Source organism: Bacillus sp. GbtcB10 (assembly GCF_019091365.1).
GTDB lineage: Bacteria > Bacillota > Bacilli > Bacillales > Bacillaceae > Bacillus > Bacillus altitudinis.
On the sequence record NZ_JAGXJP010000001.1, the window covers coordinates 691,194 to 710,123 of the forward strand.

Sequence of the window (18,930 nt, forward strand, 5' to 3'; positions counted from 1 at the left end):
GTTATGTATGATGTTTAAAAACGTCAAAGAACTCGTGCAGCTAACAGAAGAACGGAATACCTCCATTTCAGAAATTATGATTACTCAAGAAATGGAAGTGACAGGGAAGTCACGTGAAGACATTTTCTCGCAGATGTACCGCAACCTAGAAGTGATGGAACAGGCCGTTGAAAACGGATTGAAAGGTGTGAAATCATTATCTGGTTTAACAGGCGGGGATGCTGTGAAACTTCAAGCATATATCGAATCAGGCAAAACATTGTCTGGTCATACCATTTTAGATGCTGTTAGTAAGGCAGTGGCAACAAATGAAGTGAACGCAGCAATGGGAACGATCTGTGCAACGCCTACTGCTGGCTCAGCAGGTGTTGTGCCAGGAACGCTCTTTGCGGTGAAAGAAACATTAAAGCCAACAAAGGAACAAATGGTCAGATTCCTATTTACATCTGGTGCATTTGGTTTTGTTGTCGCCAATAACGCAAGTATCTCTGGTGCAGCAGGCGGCTGTCAGGCAGAAGTAGGATCTGCATCAGGTATGGCAGCAGCAGCCATTGTAGAAATGGCAGGCGGTACGCCGCAGCAATCTGCTGAAGCCATGGCCATCACCTTAAAAAATATGCTGGGTCTTGTTTGCGATCCAGTCGCAGGACTTGTGGAAGTGCCATGTGTGAAACGAAACGCAATGGGCGCTTCTAATGCGATGATTGCAGCAGATATGGCACTTGCCGGCATTACAAGCCGCATCCCTTGTGATGAAGTCATTGATGCGATGTACAAAATTGGTCAAACGATGCCAACAGCTCTTCGTGAGACTGCACAAGGCGGACTTGCTGCAACACCGACAGCAAGGGAGCTTGAAAAGAAGATTTTCGGAGGTGTGACCTCATCTCGTGATACAGAAACTGCAAGATAAGATCTCTGCCCTCAAAGGGATTGGAGAAGAAACAGAAAAAACACTAAATGAACTTGGAATCTACACAGTAGCCGATTTACTCGGCTACTTTCCTTATCGATATGACGACTATGAGCTTCGCAACTTAGAGGAAGTCAGGCATGACGAACGTGTCACAGTTGAAGGAAAAGTGCACAGTGAGCCCGTTCTCACCTATTATGGAAAAAAACGAAGCAGGCTGACATTCAGGCTGCTTGTCGGTCGTTTTTTGATTACAGCTATATGCTTCAATCGCCCTTATTTAAAACGAAGTCTTGTTTTAGGCGATACGGTATCAGTTACAGGGAAGTGGGATAAAAACCGGCAATCCATTATGGTGCAGGAATTTAAAAAAGGAACACACGAACAAGATGGCAGTATAGAACCTGTTTATTCAGTCAAAGAAAATGTAACCGTGAAGATGATGAGACGATTTGTAAAACAAGCGTTGTCACTCTATGTAGACCATGCTGAAGATCCACTGCCAAAGCAGCTTGTAGCTGCTTATAAACTCATGTCTTATCAAGAAGCACTAAAAACCATTCATCTCCCTGAAACGAGAGACTCGCTCAAGCATGCAAGACGACGCTTCGTGTACGAGGAATTTCTCATCTTTCAGCTGAAGATGCAGGCGATCAGAAAAAAAGAACGAGAAAAAACATCAGGCATCCAGCATCCGTTCGCAAAAGAGGCGGTCTTTGAGTTTGTTCATAGCCTGCCGTTCCCGCTGACAAAAGCACAATCAAGAGTGCTGGATGAAATTATGGCAGATATGGCATCCCCGTACCGAATGAACCGGCTTCTTCAAGGAGATGTTGGATCGGGGAAAACAGCTGTAGCGGCAATTGCCCTTTATGCCGCTCATTTATCCGGCTTTCAAGGTGCGCTGATGGTGCCAACTGAAATTTTGGCTGAACAGCATGCCGATTCACTGTATCAGCTATTTGAAAAATGGGGGCTAAATATTGCTCTTTTGACGAGTTCAGTGAAAGGAAAGCGCCGCAGAGAACTGCTTGAACGTCTGAAAGAGGGAGATATTGATATTTTAGTCGGCACGCATGCCCTTATCCAGGACGAAGTGGAATTTCAGCAGCTTGGTCTTGTTATTACAGATGAACAGCACAGGTTCGGCGTGGAACAGCGGAAAAAACTGCGAAGCAAAGGGCAGGACCCAGATGTTTTGTTTATGACCGCAACGCCGATTCCAAGAACGCTTGCCATCACAGTATTTGGAGAAATGGACGTCTCAGTCATTGATGAGCTGCCAGCCGGCCGAAAGCAGATTGAAACGTATTGGGTGAAGCATGACATGCTTGAACGGATTCTTGCTTTTGTTGATAAAGAGCTGAGAAAAGGCAGACAAGCGTATATTATTTGTCCACTTATAGAAGAATCAGACAAACTGGATGTCCAAAATGCGATTGATGTTCACAGCATGCTGACAGAGGCGTATCGCGGAAAATGGTCGATCGGCTTAATGCACGGGAAACTCGCCAGTGATGAAAAAGATCAAGTGATGAGAGATTTCACTTCCAATGAAGTGCAAATCCTTGTGTCAACGACAGTTGTTGAAGTTGGTGTCAACGTGCCGAATGCGACCATCATGGTCATTTATGATGCGGACCGCTTTGGACTGTCACAGCTTCATCAGTTAAGAGGCAGGGTCGGACGCGGAGAGCATCAATCTTTTTGTATTTTAATGGCGGACCCTAAATCAGAGACCGGTAAAGAACGCATGCGGATCATGTCTGAAACAACGGATGGCTTTGAACTGTCTGAAAAGGACTTAGAACTAAGAGGCCCTGGCGACTTCTTTGGCAAGAAACAAAGCGGAATGCCTGAATTTAAAGTGGCAGATATGGTTCATGACTATAGAGCGCTTGAAACCGCTAGAAAAGATGCGGCAGAGCTCGTGCAGTCTGAAGCCTTTTGGACAGACCCTGAATACAAAGAACTTAGGCAAACACTCGTAGACAGCGGTGTGCTTGGCGGAGATAAATTGAGCTGATCAAGTGCTGGAGGAATTTTCTTGTCTTTTTGAAACAAGGATTGATTTATCATCTATGAGATTATATACTACTATTAGTACCTAGTCATAAATGTACGGATGGTGTCTGCATATGAAACTAAATAAAAAAGAACGACAAAGGCTTCTCCAGCAAACGATCAGCTCGACTCCGTTCATTACTGATGAAGAATTGGCAAGTAAATTCGGTGTAAGCATTCAAACAGTTCGTCTTGACCGTTTGGAGCTGTCAATCCCTGAATTACGCGAAAGAATTAAGCACGTGGCCGAAAAGACATTAGAGGATGAAGTGAAGTCTCTTCCGCTGGATGAAGTCATTGGAGAAATGATTGATGTAGAGCTTGATGATCAAGCGATTTCCATTTTTGAAGTGAGAAAAGAGCATGTATTCAGCCGTAACCAAATTGCCAGGGGACATCATCTTTTTGCCCAGGCAAATTCGCTGGCAGTAGCCGTCATCGACGATGAACTGGCTTTGACAGCAAAAGCAAATATTAAGTTTACAAGGCAGGTCAAACAAGGCGAAAGAGTCGTCTCAAAAGCCAAAGTTGCCTCACATGATAAAGAAAAAGGCAGAACCGTAGTTGAAGTAAACAGCTATGTAGGTGAGGAAGTTGTCTTCTCAGGCGATTTCGTCATGTATCGCTCAAAACAAAAGTAAAAGGTGGCACATAACATGAGAATTGCAGTCGATGCAATGGGGGGAGATCATGCCCCTAAAGCCATTATTGACGGTGTGCAAAAAAGCTTAGAAGCATTTTCAGATATCGAGATTACACTAGTCGGCGATGAAAGCAAGATCAAATCATACATAACAAATCATGAACGCATCACGATCTTAGATGCAAAAGAAGTCATTGAACCAACGGATGAGCCAGTGCGTGCAGTGAGACGTAAAAAGGATTCTTCTATGGTGAAAATGGCGCAGGAAGTTTCAGAAGGAAGAGCAGATGCCTGTATTTCAGCTGGAAATACTGGGGCACTCATGACAGCAGGCCTGTTTATCGTAGGCAGAATTGATGGCATTGACAGACCAGCACTTGCTCCGACGTTGCCAACACTTGATGGCAGCGGGTTCTTATTATTGGATGTCGGCGCAAACGTTGATGCAAAGCCAGAGCATCTTGTGCAATATGCCATGATGGGATCTATTTACGCAGAGCATGTCTTCCCGAAGAGCAATCCACGCGTTGGACTTTTAAATGTCGGGACAGAAGATAAAAAAGGCAACGATTTAACGAAAAAAACCTTTGAATTATTAAAAGCATCAGATTTGAATTTCGTAGGAAATGTAGAATCGCGTGACTTATTAGAGGGTGTAGCTGATGTCGTTGTCACAGATGGTTTCACGGGGAATATCGCCCTTAAAACGATCGAAGGCACAGCTCTTTCTGTTTTTAAAATGCTGAAAGAAACCTTAACATCCAGCTTCACAGCTAAAATAGCAGCAGGTATGATGAAGCCAAAATTAATGCAGATGAAATCTAAAATGGATTACTCCGAATATGGTGGTGCCGCATTATTTGGTTTAAAAGCGCCCGTTATTAAAGCGCATGGATCCTCTGATGAAAATGCGATTTTTCATGCCATTCGTCAGGCGCGCGACATCGTTAAAAAAGACGTTTCAGCTATCATTCATCAAGAAGTTCAAAAAGAAGACACGAATGAGTCGTAATGGAGGTAGAGTAGCATGAGTAAAATTGCTTTTTTATTCCCAGGCCAAGGCTCTCAAAAAATTGGCATGGGAAAAGATTTATTTGACCAAGAAGCAGCATCTAAAGCTGTGTTTGAAGAAGCAGATCAGACCCTTGGTTTTGATTTATCTTCAATGATTTTTGAAGGAGATGCAGAAGAACTGACGCTGACATATAATGCACAGCCAGCTCTTTTAACGACAAGCATCGCGATCTTAAAGAAGTTTGAAGAGAGCGGAATCAAAGCAGATTATGCAGCAGGGCACAGTCTGGGTGAATATACAGCCCTTGTTGCAGCGGGAGCTCTTTCGTTTAATGATGCCGTTTTCGCAGTGAGAAAGCGCGGCGAATTAATGAATGAAGCCGTTCCAGCAGGAGAAGGCGCAATGGCGGCGATTCTTGGCTTAGACCAAGCGGCGCTTGTAGAAGTGACAAAAGAAGTGACAGAAAGCGGTCATCTTGTAGAACTAGCGAACTTAAACTGTCCGGGGCAAATCGTCATCTCTGGTACAGCAAAAGGTGTGGAACTTGCATCAGAGAAAGCGAAAGAAAAGGGCGCAAAACGTGCAATTCCACTTGAAGTGAGTGGACCTTTCCATTCTGCATTAATGAAACCAGCAGCTGAAAAATTCACAGATGTATTATCTAAATTAGACATTTCTGATGCCGCGACGCCAGTCATTTCAAATGTAACAGCAGACATCGTGACATCACGTAATGAAATTGAAACGAAGCTGATTGAACAATTGTATTCTCCTGTTCGATTTGAAGAAAGTGTAGAACGCCTGATTGACTTAGGCGTGACAACATTTATTGAAATTGGTCCTGGTAAAGTGCTCTCAGGTCTTGTGAAAAAAGTCAATCGCCGCCTGACGACCATTTCTGTATCAGATCAAGCAACAATTGAAGCAGCCATTCAAACACTCAAGGGGGATTCTTGATGCTTACAAATAAAACAGCCGTTGTCACAGGTGCATCACGCGGTATTGGCCGTTCGATTGCGATCGATTTGGCGAAAAAAGGTGTCAATGTTGTGGTGAACTATTCAGGCAACGAAGCAAAAGCAAACGAAGTCGTCGATGAGATCAAAGCACTTGGCCAGCAGGCTTTTGCTGTCAAAGCGGATGTGTCAAATGCAGAAGAAGTACAGGCATTAATGAAACAAGCCGTTGATACATTTGGTTCAATCGACATTCTTGTGAATAATGCTGGAATTACAAAGGACAACCTGCTCATGAGAATGAAAGAAAATGAATGGGATGATGTCATTAACATAAACTTAAAAGGTGTCTTCAACTGTACAAAAGCTGTGACACGTCAAATGATGAAACAGCGCAGCGGAAGAATCATCAATGTAGCATCTGTTGTCGGCGTTTGCGGAAACCCTGGACAAGCAAACTACGTTGCAGCAAAAGCTGGTGTGATCGGATTAACGAAAACAACAGCGAAAGAGCTGGCAAGCCGTCATATTACAGTCAATGCCGTAGCACCAGGCTTTATTTCTACTGATATGACTGACAAGCTTGATGAGAATGTTCAAACAGAAATGCTTAAGCAAATCCCGCTCGCACGCTTTGGTGCGCCTGAAGATATAAGCAATGTTGTTGTCTTTTTAGCTTCAGAAGGAGCAGGTTATATTACAGGCCAAACCATCCAAGTGGATGGCGGAATGGTTATGTCCTAAGAAATATCAAAATTTCGTTACGTTTTCTCTAGTTTTTTAAAAACGAATCAACTATAATACTTTGAGGGGAGGTGAAAGGCAATGGCAGACGTATTAGAGCGTGTATCAAAAATTATTGTAGACCGCCTTGGCGTTGATGAGGCTGACGTGAAAATGGAAGCTTCATTTAAAGAAGATTTAGGCGCTGATTCCCTTGATGTAGTTGAGCTAGTTATGGAACTTGAAGATGAGTTCGATATGGAAATTTCTGACGAAGATGCTGAAAAAATTGCAACAGTCGGTGACGCTGTGAACTACATAAATAGCCAGCAATAAGCGTAACAAAGTCCCGTCTATTTTCATGGCGGGACTTTGAAAATTTATGTTAGTTTCAACATATTCAGCTGATCAATTGTCAGCCTTTTTCAGATGCTAAGGAACACGGTTTCCTTGCATGTAGAAAGAGAGACTCCATATAATCAGTATCCTTAAAGGCGATGACGCCTACCTGGAGGTTGCTATGCCAAAACACTATAAAGACAAACAGAAACAGAGCAAAAAACTAGAGCAATTCAGAGAATTTCAGCAGCGCATTTCTGTACACTTTAAAAATGAAAAACTACTCTATCAAGCCTTTACACATTCCTCTTATGTGAATGAGCATCGTAAAAAACCTTATGAGGATAATGAAAGACTTGAATTTTTAGGGGACGCTGTTTTAGAGTTGACGATCTCACAGTTCTTATTTGCAAAGTACCCAGCCATGAGCGAGGGAGATTTAACAAAACTGAGAGCGGCGATCGTATGTGAGCCATCACTTGTGTCATTAGCACATGAGCTGTCCTTTGGAGACCTTGTTCTTTTAGGAAAAGGGGAAGAAATGACAGGCGGCAGAAAACGCCCAGCACTCTTAGCAGACGTATTTGAGGCGTTTATCGGAGCGCTTTATTTAGATCAAGGACTTGAGCCTGTTGAACGATTCCTAGAAGCCTATGTATACCCGAAAATTAATGACGGGGCATTCTCACATGTCATGGACTTTAAAAGCCAGCTTCAAGAATTTGTTCAGCGAGATGGAAAAGGTGTACTTGAATACCGAATCCTGCATGAAAAAGGTCCAGCACATAACCGGGAATTTGAAGCCAATGTATCCCTTAGAGGAGAAGTGCTCGGAATTGGAAATGGTCGTTCAAAAAAAGAAGCGGAACAGCATGCTGCACAGGAAGCACTTGCTAAATTACAGAAACATCATATGAACCAATAAAATCCCCCTCGTGATTCAGGGGGATTTCACTCTGTTTTCCATCATCTTTTTTCAGTTCATATGGTAAGATAATAGTACTTTAAATACATAAGGAGGATCACTCTCATGTTCCTCAAACGTTTAGACGTGATAGGATTCAAATCTTTCGCACAGCGGGTGACCGTAGACTTTGTCAAAGGGGTTACAGCTGTTGTTGGACCAAACGGAAGCGGCAAAAGTAATATTACTGATGCGATCCGCTGGGTACTTGGAGAGCAATCAGCAAAAAGCCTCCGCGGAGGAAAAATGGAAGACATCATTTTTGCAGGAAGTGACTCAAGAAAACGAGTCAACTTAGCAGAAGTGACATTAACGCTCGATAACGAAGATCACTTTTTGCCGATCGATTTTCACGAAGTCAGTGTGACAAGAAGAGTCTATCGTTCTGGAGAAAGTGAATTTCTCATTAACAATCAATCTGTCCGCTTAAAGGATATTATTGATCTTTTCATGGATTCAGGTCTTGGAAAAGAAGCTTTTTCGATCATCAGCCAAGGTAAGGTAGAAGAGATTCTATCGAGTAAAGCTGAAGAAAGACGTAGCATCTTTGAAGAAGCAGCTGGTGTCCTGAAATATAAAACAAGAAAGAAAAAAGCCGAGAATAAACTGTTTGAAACGCAGGACAACTTAAACCGGGTGGAAGATATTCTGCATGAACTAGAAGATCAAGTAGAACCACTAAGAATGCAGGCATCTATCGCAAAAGACTATCTGCAAAAGAAAGAAGAACTTGAAAATGTAGAAATTGCTCTCACCGTCCATGATATTGAAGCACTGCACAAAAAATGGACAACACTTGGTGAAGCTGTCGAGCGGTTCAAACAAGATGAAATGAAGCAGTCCACAGACATTCAAGCGAAGGAAGCCAAAATCGAAGAATCGAGAGACCGTATTCAGGCGCTTGACGATTCGATTCATGACCTCCAAGAAGTCCTCCTTTTCACAAGTGAAGAACTAGAAAAGCTTGAAGGGAAAAAAGAAGTTCTAAAAGAACGGAAAAAAAATGCGGCCGCTAACCAAGGGCAGCTAGAAGACACGCTCGTGCGTTTAACCGAAAAACAGTCGTTGTTAACGAAAAAGATTGAACAGCAGAAAGTCACACGTGACAGCCTGCAAACAGAAGTGCAGCAGCTAAAAGATGAAGTGAAAACAAAACAGCATCAGCTGTCTCTTCATAGTGAAGATGTGGAAGGGCAAATTGAACAGCTGAAAAGCGATTATTTTGACCTATTAAACGAGCAAGCTTCTATCCGAAACGAACGTACATTACTAGAAGAGCAGCAGCGCCAAGCAGCCTTGCAGCTAGAGCGGTTAACGCAAAATAATCAGAAACATATCGAAGAACGGGTGTCTGTGAAGGGAAAGAAAACAGAAGCCGAGCAGCAACTTTCAGAACGAGAAGAAGACATTTTGGCTCAGGTGAAACGCTTTAGAGAAGCGGAACAAAAGCTAGAGCAGATGAAGCGTCAATACGAGAAAAAAGAAACGGCTCTTTACCAAGCCTATCAATATGTACAGCAGGCAAAATCTAAAAAAGAAATGCTTGAATCGATGCAGGAAGACTTCTCAGGTTTTTTCCAAGGAGTAAAAGAGGTTTTAAAGGCAAAGGACCGGTTAGGCGGTATTCACGGGGCGATTGCAGAGCTGATTCAAACAGAGCAGCAACATGAAACAGCGATTGAAATTGCACTTGGCGCAGCCACGCAGCATGTCGTTACTGAAAATGAAGCGGCTGCCAGACAGGCCATTGGATACTTAAAGCAGCATTCCTTTGGGCGTGCGACCTTCCTGCCGATGAACGTCATCAAAGAACGAACCATTCAGTTTAGAGATATTCAAACAGCTGAGCAGCATGACGCATTTATCGGCGTAGCGAGTCAGCTCGTTTCCTTTGACGAAAAGTATGAAAAAGTCATACAGAATTTGCTTGGAACGGTCCTGATTGTTCAAGACTTAAAAGGTGCCAATGAGCTGGCGAAAATGCTTGGACATCGTTATCGCATCGTGACCCTTGATGGGGACGTGGTGAACCCAGGCGGTTCAATGACTGGGGGCGGCGTAAAGAAAAAGAACAATTCCCTCCTCTCCAGAACCCGAGAGATTGAAACATTAACAAAGCAGCTCGTTGAAATGGAAGAAAAAACAACGATCCTTGAAAAAGAAACAAAAGAAACGAAGCAATCGATTGCCGCAAGCGAAGTCCAATTAAATGAACTGCGTCAGCGCGGCGAAATTCTTCGAGAAAAGCAGCAAGAGTTAAAAGGGACATTATATGAACTGCAAGTAGCGGAAAAAAATATTAACGCTCATCTAGAGCTCTATGATCAAGAAAAAGAAGAGTTGCAGCAGCGCTCTAGCGAACTTGCGAGCAAGGACAAAGAGCAGGCAGCCCTTGAAACATCTATAGGTGAGAAACTGACCTCTCTTGACGAAGAGATCAACACGTTAACAAAACGGAAGCAGACCCAAAGCTCAACGAAAGAAACCATTTCTTCCGAATTAACAGAGCTGAAAATCTCGCTTGCCAAAAAAGAGCAGTCTTTAGCGAATGAACAAGAAAAACTATCGAGCTTAACGGCTGAATTAGAAGAGGCTGAAAAGACGCTGACGGAAACAAAAGAAGATTTGTCCCTCTTAACAAGTGAAATGTCATCCAGCTCAAGCGGCGCCGAACAACTGGAAGAAGCGGCAAAAGAGAAACTGGAACATAAAAACAAAACGACAGCGCTTATCTCAGAGCGACGCAAACAGCGCCTGGCTCTTTCTGAAACATTAGAATTCGCAGAACGTGAACTAAAAGAGCAAAAACGCCTGTATAAACAGCTCACGACAAGCTTAAAAGATGAAGAAATCAAGCTTGGCCGCATGGAAGTTGAACTTGATAACCTCATCGCCTATTTAAACGAAGAGTATGCCCTTTCGTTTGAAGGAGCAAAAGAAATGTATCATCTGACGCTATCGCCGGATGAAGCAAGAAAACGCGTGAAATTGATCAAACTAGCCATTGAAGAGCTTGGAACAGTGAACTTAGGCAGTATTGACGAGTATGAACGTGTGAATGAACGTTTTCTCTTCTTAACTGAACAGCGCAATGATCTGACAGAAGCGAAAAATACGTTATTCCAAGTCATTGAAGAAATGGATCAGGAGATGACGAAACGTTTCTCTGAGACATTCTCTCAAATCCGCGGGCATTTTGAATCTGTTTTCCAAGCATTATTTGGCGGAGGAAGAGCAGACCTTAAGTTGACAGATCCAAACGATTTACTAAACTCAGGCGTCGATATTGTGGCGCAGCCGCCGGGGAAAAAGCTGCAAAATCTAAGCCTGCTTTCAGGCGGAGAAAGAGCATTAACAGCCATCGCTTTATTATTCTCGATCTTAAAAGTGAGACCTGTTCCATTCTGTGTGCTAGATGAGGTAGAAGCAGCGCTTGATGAAGCGAATGTGTTCCGCTTTGCCCAGTATTTAAAGAAATATAGCCAAGAAACACAGTTCATTGTGATTACACACCGAAAAGGAACCATGGAAGAAGCAGATGTTCTGTACGGTGTCACGATGCAGGAGTCAGGTGTCTCAAAACTGGTATCTGTCAAACTAGAGGAAACGAAAGAGCTTGTCCAGTAATTAAAGGAGGTTTTTGAACCAATGAGCTTTTTTAAGAAATTAAAAGAAAAATTTACGCAGCAAACCGATTCAGTATCAGAAAAGTTTAAAGATGGACTTGAAAAAACGAGAAATTCGTTTCAGGGAAAAGTAAATGAACTCATTTCTCGCTATCGTAAAGTGGATGAAGACTTTTTTGAAGAACTAGAAGAAGTGTTAATCGGTGCTGATGTTGGTTTCACGACTGTGATGGAACTGATTGATGAGCTGAAAAAAGAAGTGAAATTAAGAAACATTCAAGACCCAAGTGAAGTACAAGCAGTCATCTCTGAAAAACTCGTGGAGATTTACAATAGCGGTGAGGAACAAATCTCTGAACTGAACATTGAAGACGGCCGTTTAAATATTATTTTATTCGTAGGCGTGAACGGTGTCGGTAAAACCACAACCATTGGTAAGCTGGCAAACAAGCTGAAAAATGAAGGGAAATCCGTCATTTTAGCAGCAGGTGATACGTTCCGTGCGGGGGCGATTGAGCAGCTTGAAGTATGGGGCGAGCGCTCTGGTGTTCCTGTCGTTAAACAAACAGCAGGCTCTGACCCGGCAGCGGTCATCTATGATGCCGTTCAATCAGCTAAAGCCAAAAAAGCAGATGTCCTGATCTGTGATACAGCAGGCAGACTGCAAAATAAAGTCAACTTGATGAAAGAGCTGGAGAAGGTCAAGAGAGTCATTGAACGCGAAGTGCCCGATGCACCGCATGAAGTACTGCTTGCCCTTGATGCGACAACGGGTCAAAATGCGATGGCGCAAGCGAAGGAATTTTCTAAAGCAACAAACGTGACAGGTATCGCTTTAACAAAGCTTGACGGTACTGCAAAAGGCGGGATTGTTCTTGCCATTCGCAATGAGCTCAACATCCCTGTAAAACTTGTCGGATTAGGTGAAAAAGTAGACGATCTGCAAGAGTTCGATGCTGAATCGTATGTGTACGGATTATTCTCAGACATCATTGATCAAGAAGACTAATCAAGATGCCGACAAAACTGCCGGCATTCAGCGTGTAGACAAACCCTCGCATTCTTTGTCAGTCCTGCGTGCTGGTGCTCACGAATGATAAATTCGCTCCGCGCCAGTACTCGTCCTTCCTAGACTGCAAAGGTTTTCTATCACGCTGAAAAGAAGACAAAGTGCTAAAATCAAGTTCATTTTAGCCCTTTGTCAACAATCTGGGGATGTCGGCAAAATTGCCGGCATTTTTATTTATATATCGCCGCAGGAAGTGACAAGATAAAAACTTGACACATAGATCAGAACCGTGTAAACTTAGTTGTTGTAAAGGGAATGAACTTAACAAAGGGGAGAGAGCCCATGACGCTTGAAAAGACAACGAGAATGAACTACTTGTTTGATTTCTATCAATCGTTGTTGACCGCAAAACAAAAGAGCTACATGTCGCTTTACTACCTAGACGATTTTTCCCTCGGTGAAATTGCGGATGAATATGAAGTATCAAGACAGGCTGTTTATGATAATATTAAACGGACTGAAGCGATGCTTGAACAATATGAAGAAAAGCTGCTCTTGTTTAAGAAATTTAAAGAGCGTAAAGAACTTCTCACAAAAATGAGAGAGCTTGTAGCAGATTCCGCGCAAAAGGAAGAAGCAGAAGCTTTAATTGAATCGCTTGAGAAATTAGATTAGGAGGCGGCACAGTATGGCATTTGAAGGATTAGCCGACCGACTGCAGCAGACGATTTCAAAAATCCGCGGCAAAGGAAAAGTGTCAGAGCAAGATGTAAAAGAAATGATGCGCGAGGTACGCCTTGCCCTTCTTGAAGCTGACGTCAATTTTAAAGTAGTCAAAGACTTTGTGAAAAAAGTAAGCGAGCGGGCAGTTGGACAAGAGGTCATGCAAAGTCTTACCCCAGGACAACAGGTCATTAAAGTTGTAAAAGAAGAACTCACTGAATTAATGGGCGGGGAAGAGAGTAAAATCGCTGTAGCGAAAAAATCTCCAACTGTCATTATGATGGTTGGTCTTCAAGGGGCAGGTAAAACGACCACAACTGGAAAGCTTGCCAACTTACTTCGCAAAAAACATAATCGCAAGCCGATGATGGTGGCCGCTGATATTTACAGACCAGCAGCGATCCAGCAGCTTCAAACGCTTGGGAAACAGCTTGATATGCCCGTATTCTCATTAGGTGATCAAGTTAGTCCTGTCGAAATTGCCAAACAGGCAATTGAAAAAGCGAAAGAAGAACATCATGATTATGTCATTTTAGATACAGCAGGACGTCTTCATATTGATGAAGACTTAATGGATGAACTTCAGAAAGTAAAAGAAGTCGCAAATCCAGAAGAGATTTTCCTCGTTGTTGACTCGATGACTGGTCAAGATGCTGTCAATGTCGCAAAAAGCTTTAATGAACAGCTTGGTTTAACAGGTGTCGTTCTGACAAAACTAGACGGTGATACGCGAGGCGGGGCAGCACTTTCAATTCGTGCAGTCACAAATACGCCGATTAAATTCGCCGCACTAGGTGAAAAGCTTGATGCAATTGAACCATTCCACCCGGAGCGGATGGCATCGAGAATTCTTGGCATGGGAGATGTGCTCACGCTTATTGAAAAAGCACAAGCAAACGTTGACCAAGATAAAGCGAAAGAGCTTGAACAAAAAATGCGGACAATGAGCTTCACGCTCGATGATTTCCTCGAGCAGCTTGGGCAGGTTCGCAACATGGGTCCACTTGATGAACTGATTCAAATGATGCCGGGAGCCGGTAAAATGAAAGGGCTCAAAAACGTCCAAGTAGACGAAAAGCAGCTCAATCACATCGAAGCGATTATTAAATCAATGACGACCGAAGAAAAAGAACAGCCAGAGGTCATAAATGCAAGCCGCAGAAAACGGATTGCAAAAGGAAGCGGAACATCTGTACAGGAAGTCAATCGCCTTTTAAAACAATTTGACGAAATGAAAAAGATGATGAAGCAAATGACCAACATGTCCAAAGGAAAGAAAAAAGGCGGCTTTAAATTACCATTTATGTAATTGGTTATACATGATAAAACCGTTGTTAAGAAAAAACACTTTACAAACCCTTTTATCATTGTTAATATACTATCTTGTTGAAATATTTTCGGAGGTGCTAGTAAAATGGCAGTAAAAATTCGTTTAAAACGTATGGGAGCAAAAAAATCTCCTTTCTATCGTATTGTTGTAGCAGATTCTCGTTCACCACGTGACGGTCGTTTCATCGAAACAGTTGGAACTTACAACCCAGTGGTATCACCAGCTGAGGTGAAAATCAACGAAGAATTAGCGCTTAAATGGCTTCAAAATGGTGCGAAACCATCTGATACAGTTCGTAACCTTTTCTCAAGCCAAGGAATTCTTGAAAAATTTCATAATGCGAAAAACAGCAAATAATGAATGAGCTGTCCTTGGAAGAATTGATTGTGTCCATCGTCGAGCCACTTGTTGATTTCCCTGAAGATATTCACGTATCTTCATTAGAAAAAGATGAGCAGGTCATTTACACACTGTCTGTCAATGCTGAAGATACCGGAAAAGTGATCGGAAAGCAGGGGCGTACAGCTAAAGCGATACGAACAGTCATGTTTGCAGCAAGTGCAGAGTCTTCTAAGAAAGTTCAACTTGAGATTGCTGACTAAAAAGGGAGAGGGCTTAGGACCTCCCCTTTTTTTACACGTTTAAATCTATTTTTCGTTATACTGTAGAGGACAAATGCCTTCGGATAGGGGGACAAAAAGGAAGATGCAGATCATTCAACATGTCACCGTTATGCAAGTATTAACTGAAAGCAGTAAGGACAAACTGTTAACGACTTTTTTGGAGAAAAAAGAAAGACTAGAACGTGAGTGCAATCAACTATATTTTCAACTCAAAAAGCATGAAAAAGAACCACATCAGCAAGAAGCCATCCCTCAATTTCAAAAAGCCATTGAAAAAAGACAAGAGAAAATGAGGCAAATTGACTTTCAAGTCGAGCAGCTGCATATCTTGCCTCTTGGCAGTGAAATGAAAGAAACAGAAGTGGATGCGCTGATTGAAGTAAAAATAGGTGATAAATGGGATGACAAAATGCAAGACAATGTCATCGTCGTGAAAGACGGCACCATTGTGGAAATACGTCAGGGGTGATTGAGAACATGGAGCTAGAATGGTTGAATGTCGGAAAGATCGTCAATACACATGGAGTGCGCGGAGAAGTACGTGTTGTGTCAAAGACTGATTTCCCAGAAGAACGCTACAAAAAAGGCAGCGTCCTTTATATTTTCAAACAAAATCAAAAAGAACCGCTAAAAGTGACTGTCGCATCACATAGACAGCACAAACAATTTGATTTACTGACATTTGAAGAAGTCGGCTCGTTAAATGAAGCTGAGCAATTAAAAGAGTCGATTTTAAAAGTAGAAAAAGAACATCTTGGTTCATTAGATGAAGGGGAATTCTATTTCCACGAAATCATCGGCTGTGAAGTATATGATGAAGAGGACAAACTGATTGGTCAAATCAAAGAAGTTTTAACGCCAGGGGCAAATGATGTATGGGTGGTTGGAAGAAAAGGCAAAAAAGATGCCCTCATCCCTTATATTCCATCTGTCGTCAAAACAGTTGATATTTCATCCAAGAAAGTACACATTGAAGTGATGGAAGGACTCATTGACGAATGAAAATTGACTTTTTAACACTGTTTCCTGAAATGTTTGAAGGAGTGCTTCACTCATCGATCTTAAAAAAAGCTCAGGAAAAAGATGCGGTCTCATTTGATGTCGTGAATTTTAGGGAGTATTCCGATCATAAACATAAAACAGTGGATGACTATCCGTATGGCGGCGGTGCTGGCATGGTTCTGAAAGCACAGCCTGTATTTGATGCGGTAGAAGATTTAACGAAAAAAGCAAACAAGAAGCCCCGCATTATTCTTGTCTGTCCTCAAGGAGAAAGATATACACAAAAGAAAGCAGAAGAGCTTGCAAAAGAAGAGCATCTTATGTTCATTTGCGGCCACTATGAAGGCTACGATGAGCGCATCAGGGAGCATCTTGTCACAGATGAAATCTCAATCGGGGATTTCGTTCTCACAGGCGGAGAGCTGCCGGCGATGATGATTGCAGACAGTGTGGTCAGGCTTTTGCCTCATGTGCTTGGAAAAGAAGCGTCTCATATCGAAGATTCATTTAGTACAGGTCTGCTTGAGCATCCGCACTATACAAGACCAGCTGATTATAAAGGATTGAAAGTACCAGATGTGCTTCTCTCTGGAAATCATGCCAAAATTGAAGAGTGGCGGCGTAAAGAATCGTTGAAGCGAACCTATACAAGACGGCCAGATTTGATCGATTCTTGCAAAACATTAACGGATGAAGAAAAAAGATGGCTTTGGCAGCTTCATAATGACTAGATTGTATTGCACAAGGTATACAGGTGTGGTATGATACTACTTGTGACTTGGACGGCTTGCCGATTCAAGTTTGAAAACGATGTTCCGCTGCAATGAAGAAAGAGGACATGAGCATCTGTTGGAAGGAGTTGAAAACGATGCAACAATTGATTGAAGAAATCACAAAAGAACAATTACGCACTGATCTTCCTGCGTTCCGTCCTGGTGACACTTTACGTGTACACGTGAAAGTTGTCGAGGGTACTCGTGAGCGTATCCAGATCTTTGAAGGTGTTGTAATTAAGCGTCGTGGTGGTGGAATCAGCGAAACTTTCACAGTTCGTAAGATCTCTTACGGTGTAGGCGTTGAGCGTACATTCCCTGTACACACACCAAAAATCGCTAAGATCGAAGTTGTACGTCACGGTAAGGTACGTCGTGCGAAACTTTACTACCTACGTGAACTTCGCGGTAAAGCGGCTCGTATCAAAGAAATCAGACGATAATGATATCAAAGGAAAGAGCTTGTTACCTGTAACAGGCTCTTTTTTTGTACAATGTATAGAGACAACCGTTAGAAGAGAGAAGGTGCACATATGACAATTCAATGGTTTCCAGGCCATATGGCAAAAGCAAGACGGGAAGTCACAGAAAAATTAAAGCTCATCGACATCGTATTTGAATTAACCGATGCAAGAATTCCGATGTCCTCTAGAAACCCAATGATTGAAGAAATCCTCCAAAACAAACCGAAAATTATGCTTTTGAACAAAGCAGATAAAGCAGATCCTCGTATGACAAAAGAGTGGCAGGCACACTTTGAAGCGCAAGGTGTACGGTCACTTGCCATTAATTCTGTCGATGGACAAGGATTAAATCAAATCATTACGACATCAAAAGAAATCTTAAAAGAAAAGTTTGATCGAATGAAAGCAAAAGGTGTTAAGCCGCGTGCCATTCGAGCTTTGATTATCGGAATTCCCAATGTCGGCAAATCAACGCTGATCAATCGGTTGGCAAAGAAAAATATTGCGAAAACAGGAGATCGACCTGGTATTACGACGTCACAGCAATGGGTGAAGGTCGGAAAAGAACTTGAACTGCTCGATACCCCCGGAATTCTCTGGCCGAAATTTGAAGATGAACAAGTAGGTCTTAGGCTGGCCGTCACTGGAGCGATTAAAGACTCAATCATCAACTTGCAGGATGTCGCTGTGTATGCGCTCCGCTTTTTAGAAGAGCACTATCCAGAGCGGTTAAAAAAACGCTATGATCTAGCAGAAATACCTGAAGATACAGTTGAGCTGTTTGATGCCATTGGCACAAAACGCGGCTGTCTGATGAGTGGAGGATTCATTAATTACGACAAAACGACCGAAATCATTATTCGGGATATTCGGACGGAAAAATTTGGTCCCCTCACTTTTGAGAAGCCTGAAAGCTAAAAGACACGCAGCTCATGCGGGTCTTTATTTTTTGCGAAAAACTGCCGATATAAAGAAGGAGGCTGCGGAAAAGCCAATGTACACGGTCAAACAAATAAAAGAATTAATAGAACAACATGCTGACGACGAGTCATACATTCGTGAACTATTGAAAGACGATACAAGAAAAAGTGTCCAGAAACTGATGGACAAATGGAACAAAGAGAGAGAAAAGCAGCAAGAACTGCATGCAGCATGGAAGCAAATGCTGCAATTTGAAACCAAAGCAAGAGCGCAAGGATACACTTATATTGCAGGCATAGATGAAGCAGGAAGAGGACCACTCGCTGGTCCAGTTGTTGCGGCAGCTGTGATATTAAAAGAGGATACCATCCTACTCGGTTTAAATGATTCAAAACAGCTATCTGAGAAAAAAAGAATGACCTATTATGAGCTCATTCAAAAGGAAGCGCTCGACATCGGCATCGGCATTGTTGATGCGGCAACGATTGACGAAATGAATATATACGAAGCATCAAGACTGGCGATGGTGAAGGCTGTAAAGCAGCTCACTCACACACCTGATTATCTACTCATAGATGCGATGACGCTCCCGCTTCCTACTCACCAGGAGAATATCATCAAAGGAGATGCTAAAAGCGCATCCATCGCAGCTGGTGCATGTATTGCCAAAGTGACAAGGGACAAAATGATGGAAGAGTATGGACGCCAGTACCCTGAGTATCAATTTGAAAAACATAAAGGGTATGGAACGAAAGAGCACCTGGCTGCCATTCAAACACATGGCGCCACACCTATCCACCGGTTATCATTTGCACCAGTGAAATCTGTTATTTCATAAATAT

20 protein-coding genes are annotated in these 18,930 nt (G+C 42.6%); all 20 read left to right on the forward strand.

Going from position 1 to position 18,930, the window contains the following annotated elements:
- Positions 1-10 precede the first annotated feature (10 nt).
- The 20 genes from sdaAA to KVT11_RS03850 all read left to right on the forward strand — a co-directional run bounded on the left by sdaAA (position 11) and on the right by KVT11_RS03850 (position 18,926).
- A complete protein-coding gene (gene sdaAA, locus KVT11_RS03755; protein ID WP_041090625.1) occupies positions 11-913 on the forward strand; it encodes an L-serine ammonia-lyase, iron-sulfur-dependent, subunit alpha in 903 nt (300 codons plus the stop codon).
- Complete coding sequence (recG, locus tag KVT11_RS03760) at positions 891-2,939, forward strand: ATP-dependent DNA helicase RecG (RefSeq protein ID WP_035700728.1); 2,049 nt, start codon at positions 891-893, stop codon at positions 2,937-2,939. The genes sdaAA and recG overlap by 23 nt, the downstream gene beginning before the upstream one ends.
- 112 nt (positions 2,940-3,051) lie before the next feature.
- The gene (gene fapR / locus KVT11_RS03765; protein WP_008344859.1) at positions 3,052-3,618 is read left to right on the forward strand and encodes a transcription factor FapR; all 567 of its coding nucleotides are present in this window, start codon (positions 3,052-3,054) and stop codon (positions 3,616-3,618) included.
- A gap of 15 nt (positions 3,619-3,633) precedes the next feature.
- Positions 3,634-4,632: a phosphate acyltransferase PlsX gene (gene plsX / locus KVT11_RS03770; protein ID WP_017359101.1), complete on the forward strand. Its 999-nt coding sequence runs from the start codon at positions 3,634-3,636 to the stop codon at positions 4,630-4,632.
- A 15-nt stretch (positions 4,633-4,647) separates the two neighbouring features.
- The gene (fabD, locus tag KVT11_RS03775) at positions 4,648-5,592 is read left to right on the forward strand and encodes an ACP S-malonyltransferase (protein WP_041090537.1); all 945 of its coding nucleotides are present in this window, start codon (positions 4,648-4,650) and stop codon (positions 5,590-5,592) included.
- Entirely contained in the window at positions 5,592-6,335 is a 744-nt protein-coding gene (gene fabG, locus KVT11_RS03780; RefSeq protein WP_041090535.1) for a 3-oxoacyl-[acyl-carrier-protein] reductase, read from the forward strand. Before fabD ends, fabG begins: the two co-directional genes overlap by 1 nt.
- A gap of 81 nt (positions 6,336-6,416) precedes the next feature.
- The gene (gene acpP, locus KVT11_RS03785; protein WP_003212028.1) at positions 6,417-6,650 is read left to right on the forward strand and encodes an acyl carrier protein; all 234 of its coding nucleotides are present in this window, start codon (positions 6,417-6,419) and stop codon (positions 6,648-6,650) included.
- A gap of 184 nt (positions 6,651-6,834) precedes the next feature.
- Positions 6,835-7,578 (forward strand): ribonuclease III, encoded by a 744-nt coding sequence (gene rnc, locus KVT11_RS03790; protein WP_017367233.1) that lies wholly within the window; start codon positions 6,835-6,837, stop codon positions 7,576-7,578.
- 105 nt (positions 7,579-7,683) lie between these two features.
- A complete protein-coding gene (smc, locus tag KVT11_RS03795; RefSeq protein WP_116306848.1) occupies positions 7,684-11,244 on the forward strand; it encodes a chromosome segregation protein SMC in 3,561 nt (1,186 codons plus the stop codon).
- A 21-nt stretch (positions 11,245-11,265) separates the two neighbouring features.
- Complete coding sequence (ftsY, locus tag KVT11_RS03800) at positions 11,266-12,252, forward strand: signal recognition particle-docking protein FtsY (RefSeq protein ID WP_007499644.1); 987 nt, start codon at positions 11,266-11,268, stop codon at positions 12,250-12,252.
- Between the two features lie 342 nt (positions 12,253-12,594).
- Entirely contained in the window at positions 12,595-12,927 is a 333-nt protein-coding gene (locus tag KVT11_RS03805) for a putative DNA-binding protein (RefSeq protein ID WP_008344844.1), read from the forward strand.
- A gap of 13 nt (positions 12,928-12,940) precedes the next feature.
- Entirely contained in the window at positions 12,941-14,284 is a 1,344-nt protein-coding gene (gene ffh / locus KVT11_RS03810; RefSeq protein WP_008344842.1) for a signal recognition particle protein, read from the forward strand.
- 105 nt (positions 14,285-14,389) lie between these two features.
- Positions 14,390-14,662: a 30S ribosomal protein S16 gene (gene rpsP / locus KVT11_RS03815; protein ID WP_008344841.1), complete on the forward strand. Its 273-nt coding sequence runs from the start codon at positions 14,390-14,392 to the stop codon at positions 14,660-14,662.
- Positions 14,662-14,907, forward strand: coding sequence for a KH domain-containing protein (locus KVT11_RS03820; RefSeq protein ID WP_012009937.1), 246 nt, complete (start codon positions 14,662-14,664; stop codon positions 14,905-14,907). Before rpsP ends, KVT11_RS03820 begins: the two co-directional genes overlap by 1 nt.
- 103 nt (positions 14,908-15,010) lie before the next feature.
- Positions 15,011-15,397, forward strand: coding sequence for a YlqD family protein (locus tag KVT11_RS03825; protein WP_008344839.1), 387 nt, complete (start codon positions 15,011-15,013; stop codon positions 15,395-15,397).
- Positions 15,398-15,405: 8 nt separating this feature from the next.
- Positions 15,406-15,930 (forward strand): ribosome maturation factor RimM, encoded by a 525-nt coding sequence (rimM, locus tag KVT11_RS03830; RefSeq protein ID WP_008344836.1) that lies wholly within the window; start codon positions 15,406-15,408, stop codon positions 15,928-15,930.
- A complete protein-coding gene (trmD, locus tag KVT11_RS03835) occupies positions 15,927-16,661 on the forward strand; it encodes a tRNA (guanosine(37)-N1)-methyltransferase TrmD (RefSeq protein ID WP_007499635.1) in 735 nt (244 codons plus the stop codon). The genes rimM and trmD overlap by 4 nt, the downstream gene beginning before the upstream one ends.
- Before the next feature lie 137 nt (positions 16,662-16,798).
- Positions 16,799-17,146 carry a 50S ribosomal protein L19 gene (gene rplS, locus KVT11_RS03840; protein ID WP_008344834.1) on the forward strand — a complete coding sequence of 116 codons (348 nt, stop codon included), beginning with the start codon at positions 16,799-16,801 and terminating at the stop codon, positions 17,144-17,146.
- A 90-nt stretch (positions 17,147-17,236) separates the two neighbouring features.
- A complete protein-coding gene (gene ylqF, locus KVT11_RS03845; RefSeq protein ID WP_007499632.1) occupies positions 17,237-18,085 on the forward strand; it encodes a ribosome biogenesis GTPase YlqF in 849 nt (282 codons plus the stop codon).
- Between the two features lie 76 nt (positions 18,086-18,161).
- Positions 18,162-18,926, forward strand: coding sequence for a ribonuclease HII (locus tag KVT11_RS03850; protein ID WP_116306850.1), 765 nt, complete (start codon positions 18,162-18,164; stop codon positions 18,924-18,926).
- Positions 18,927-18,930: the final 4 nt, after the last annotated feature.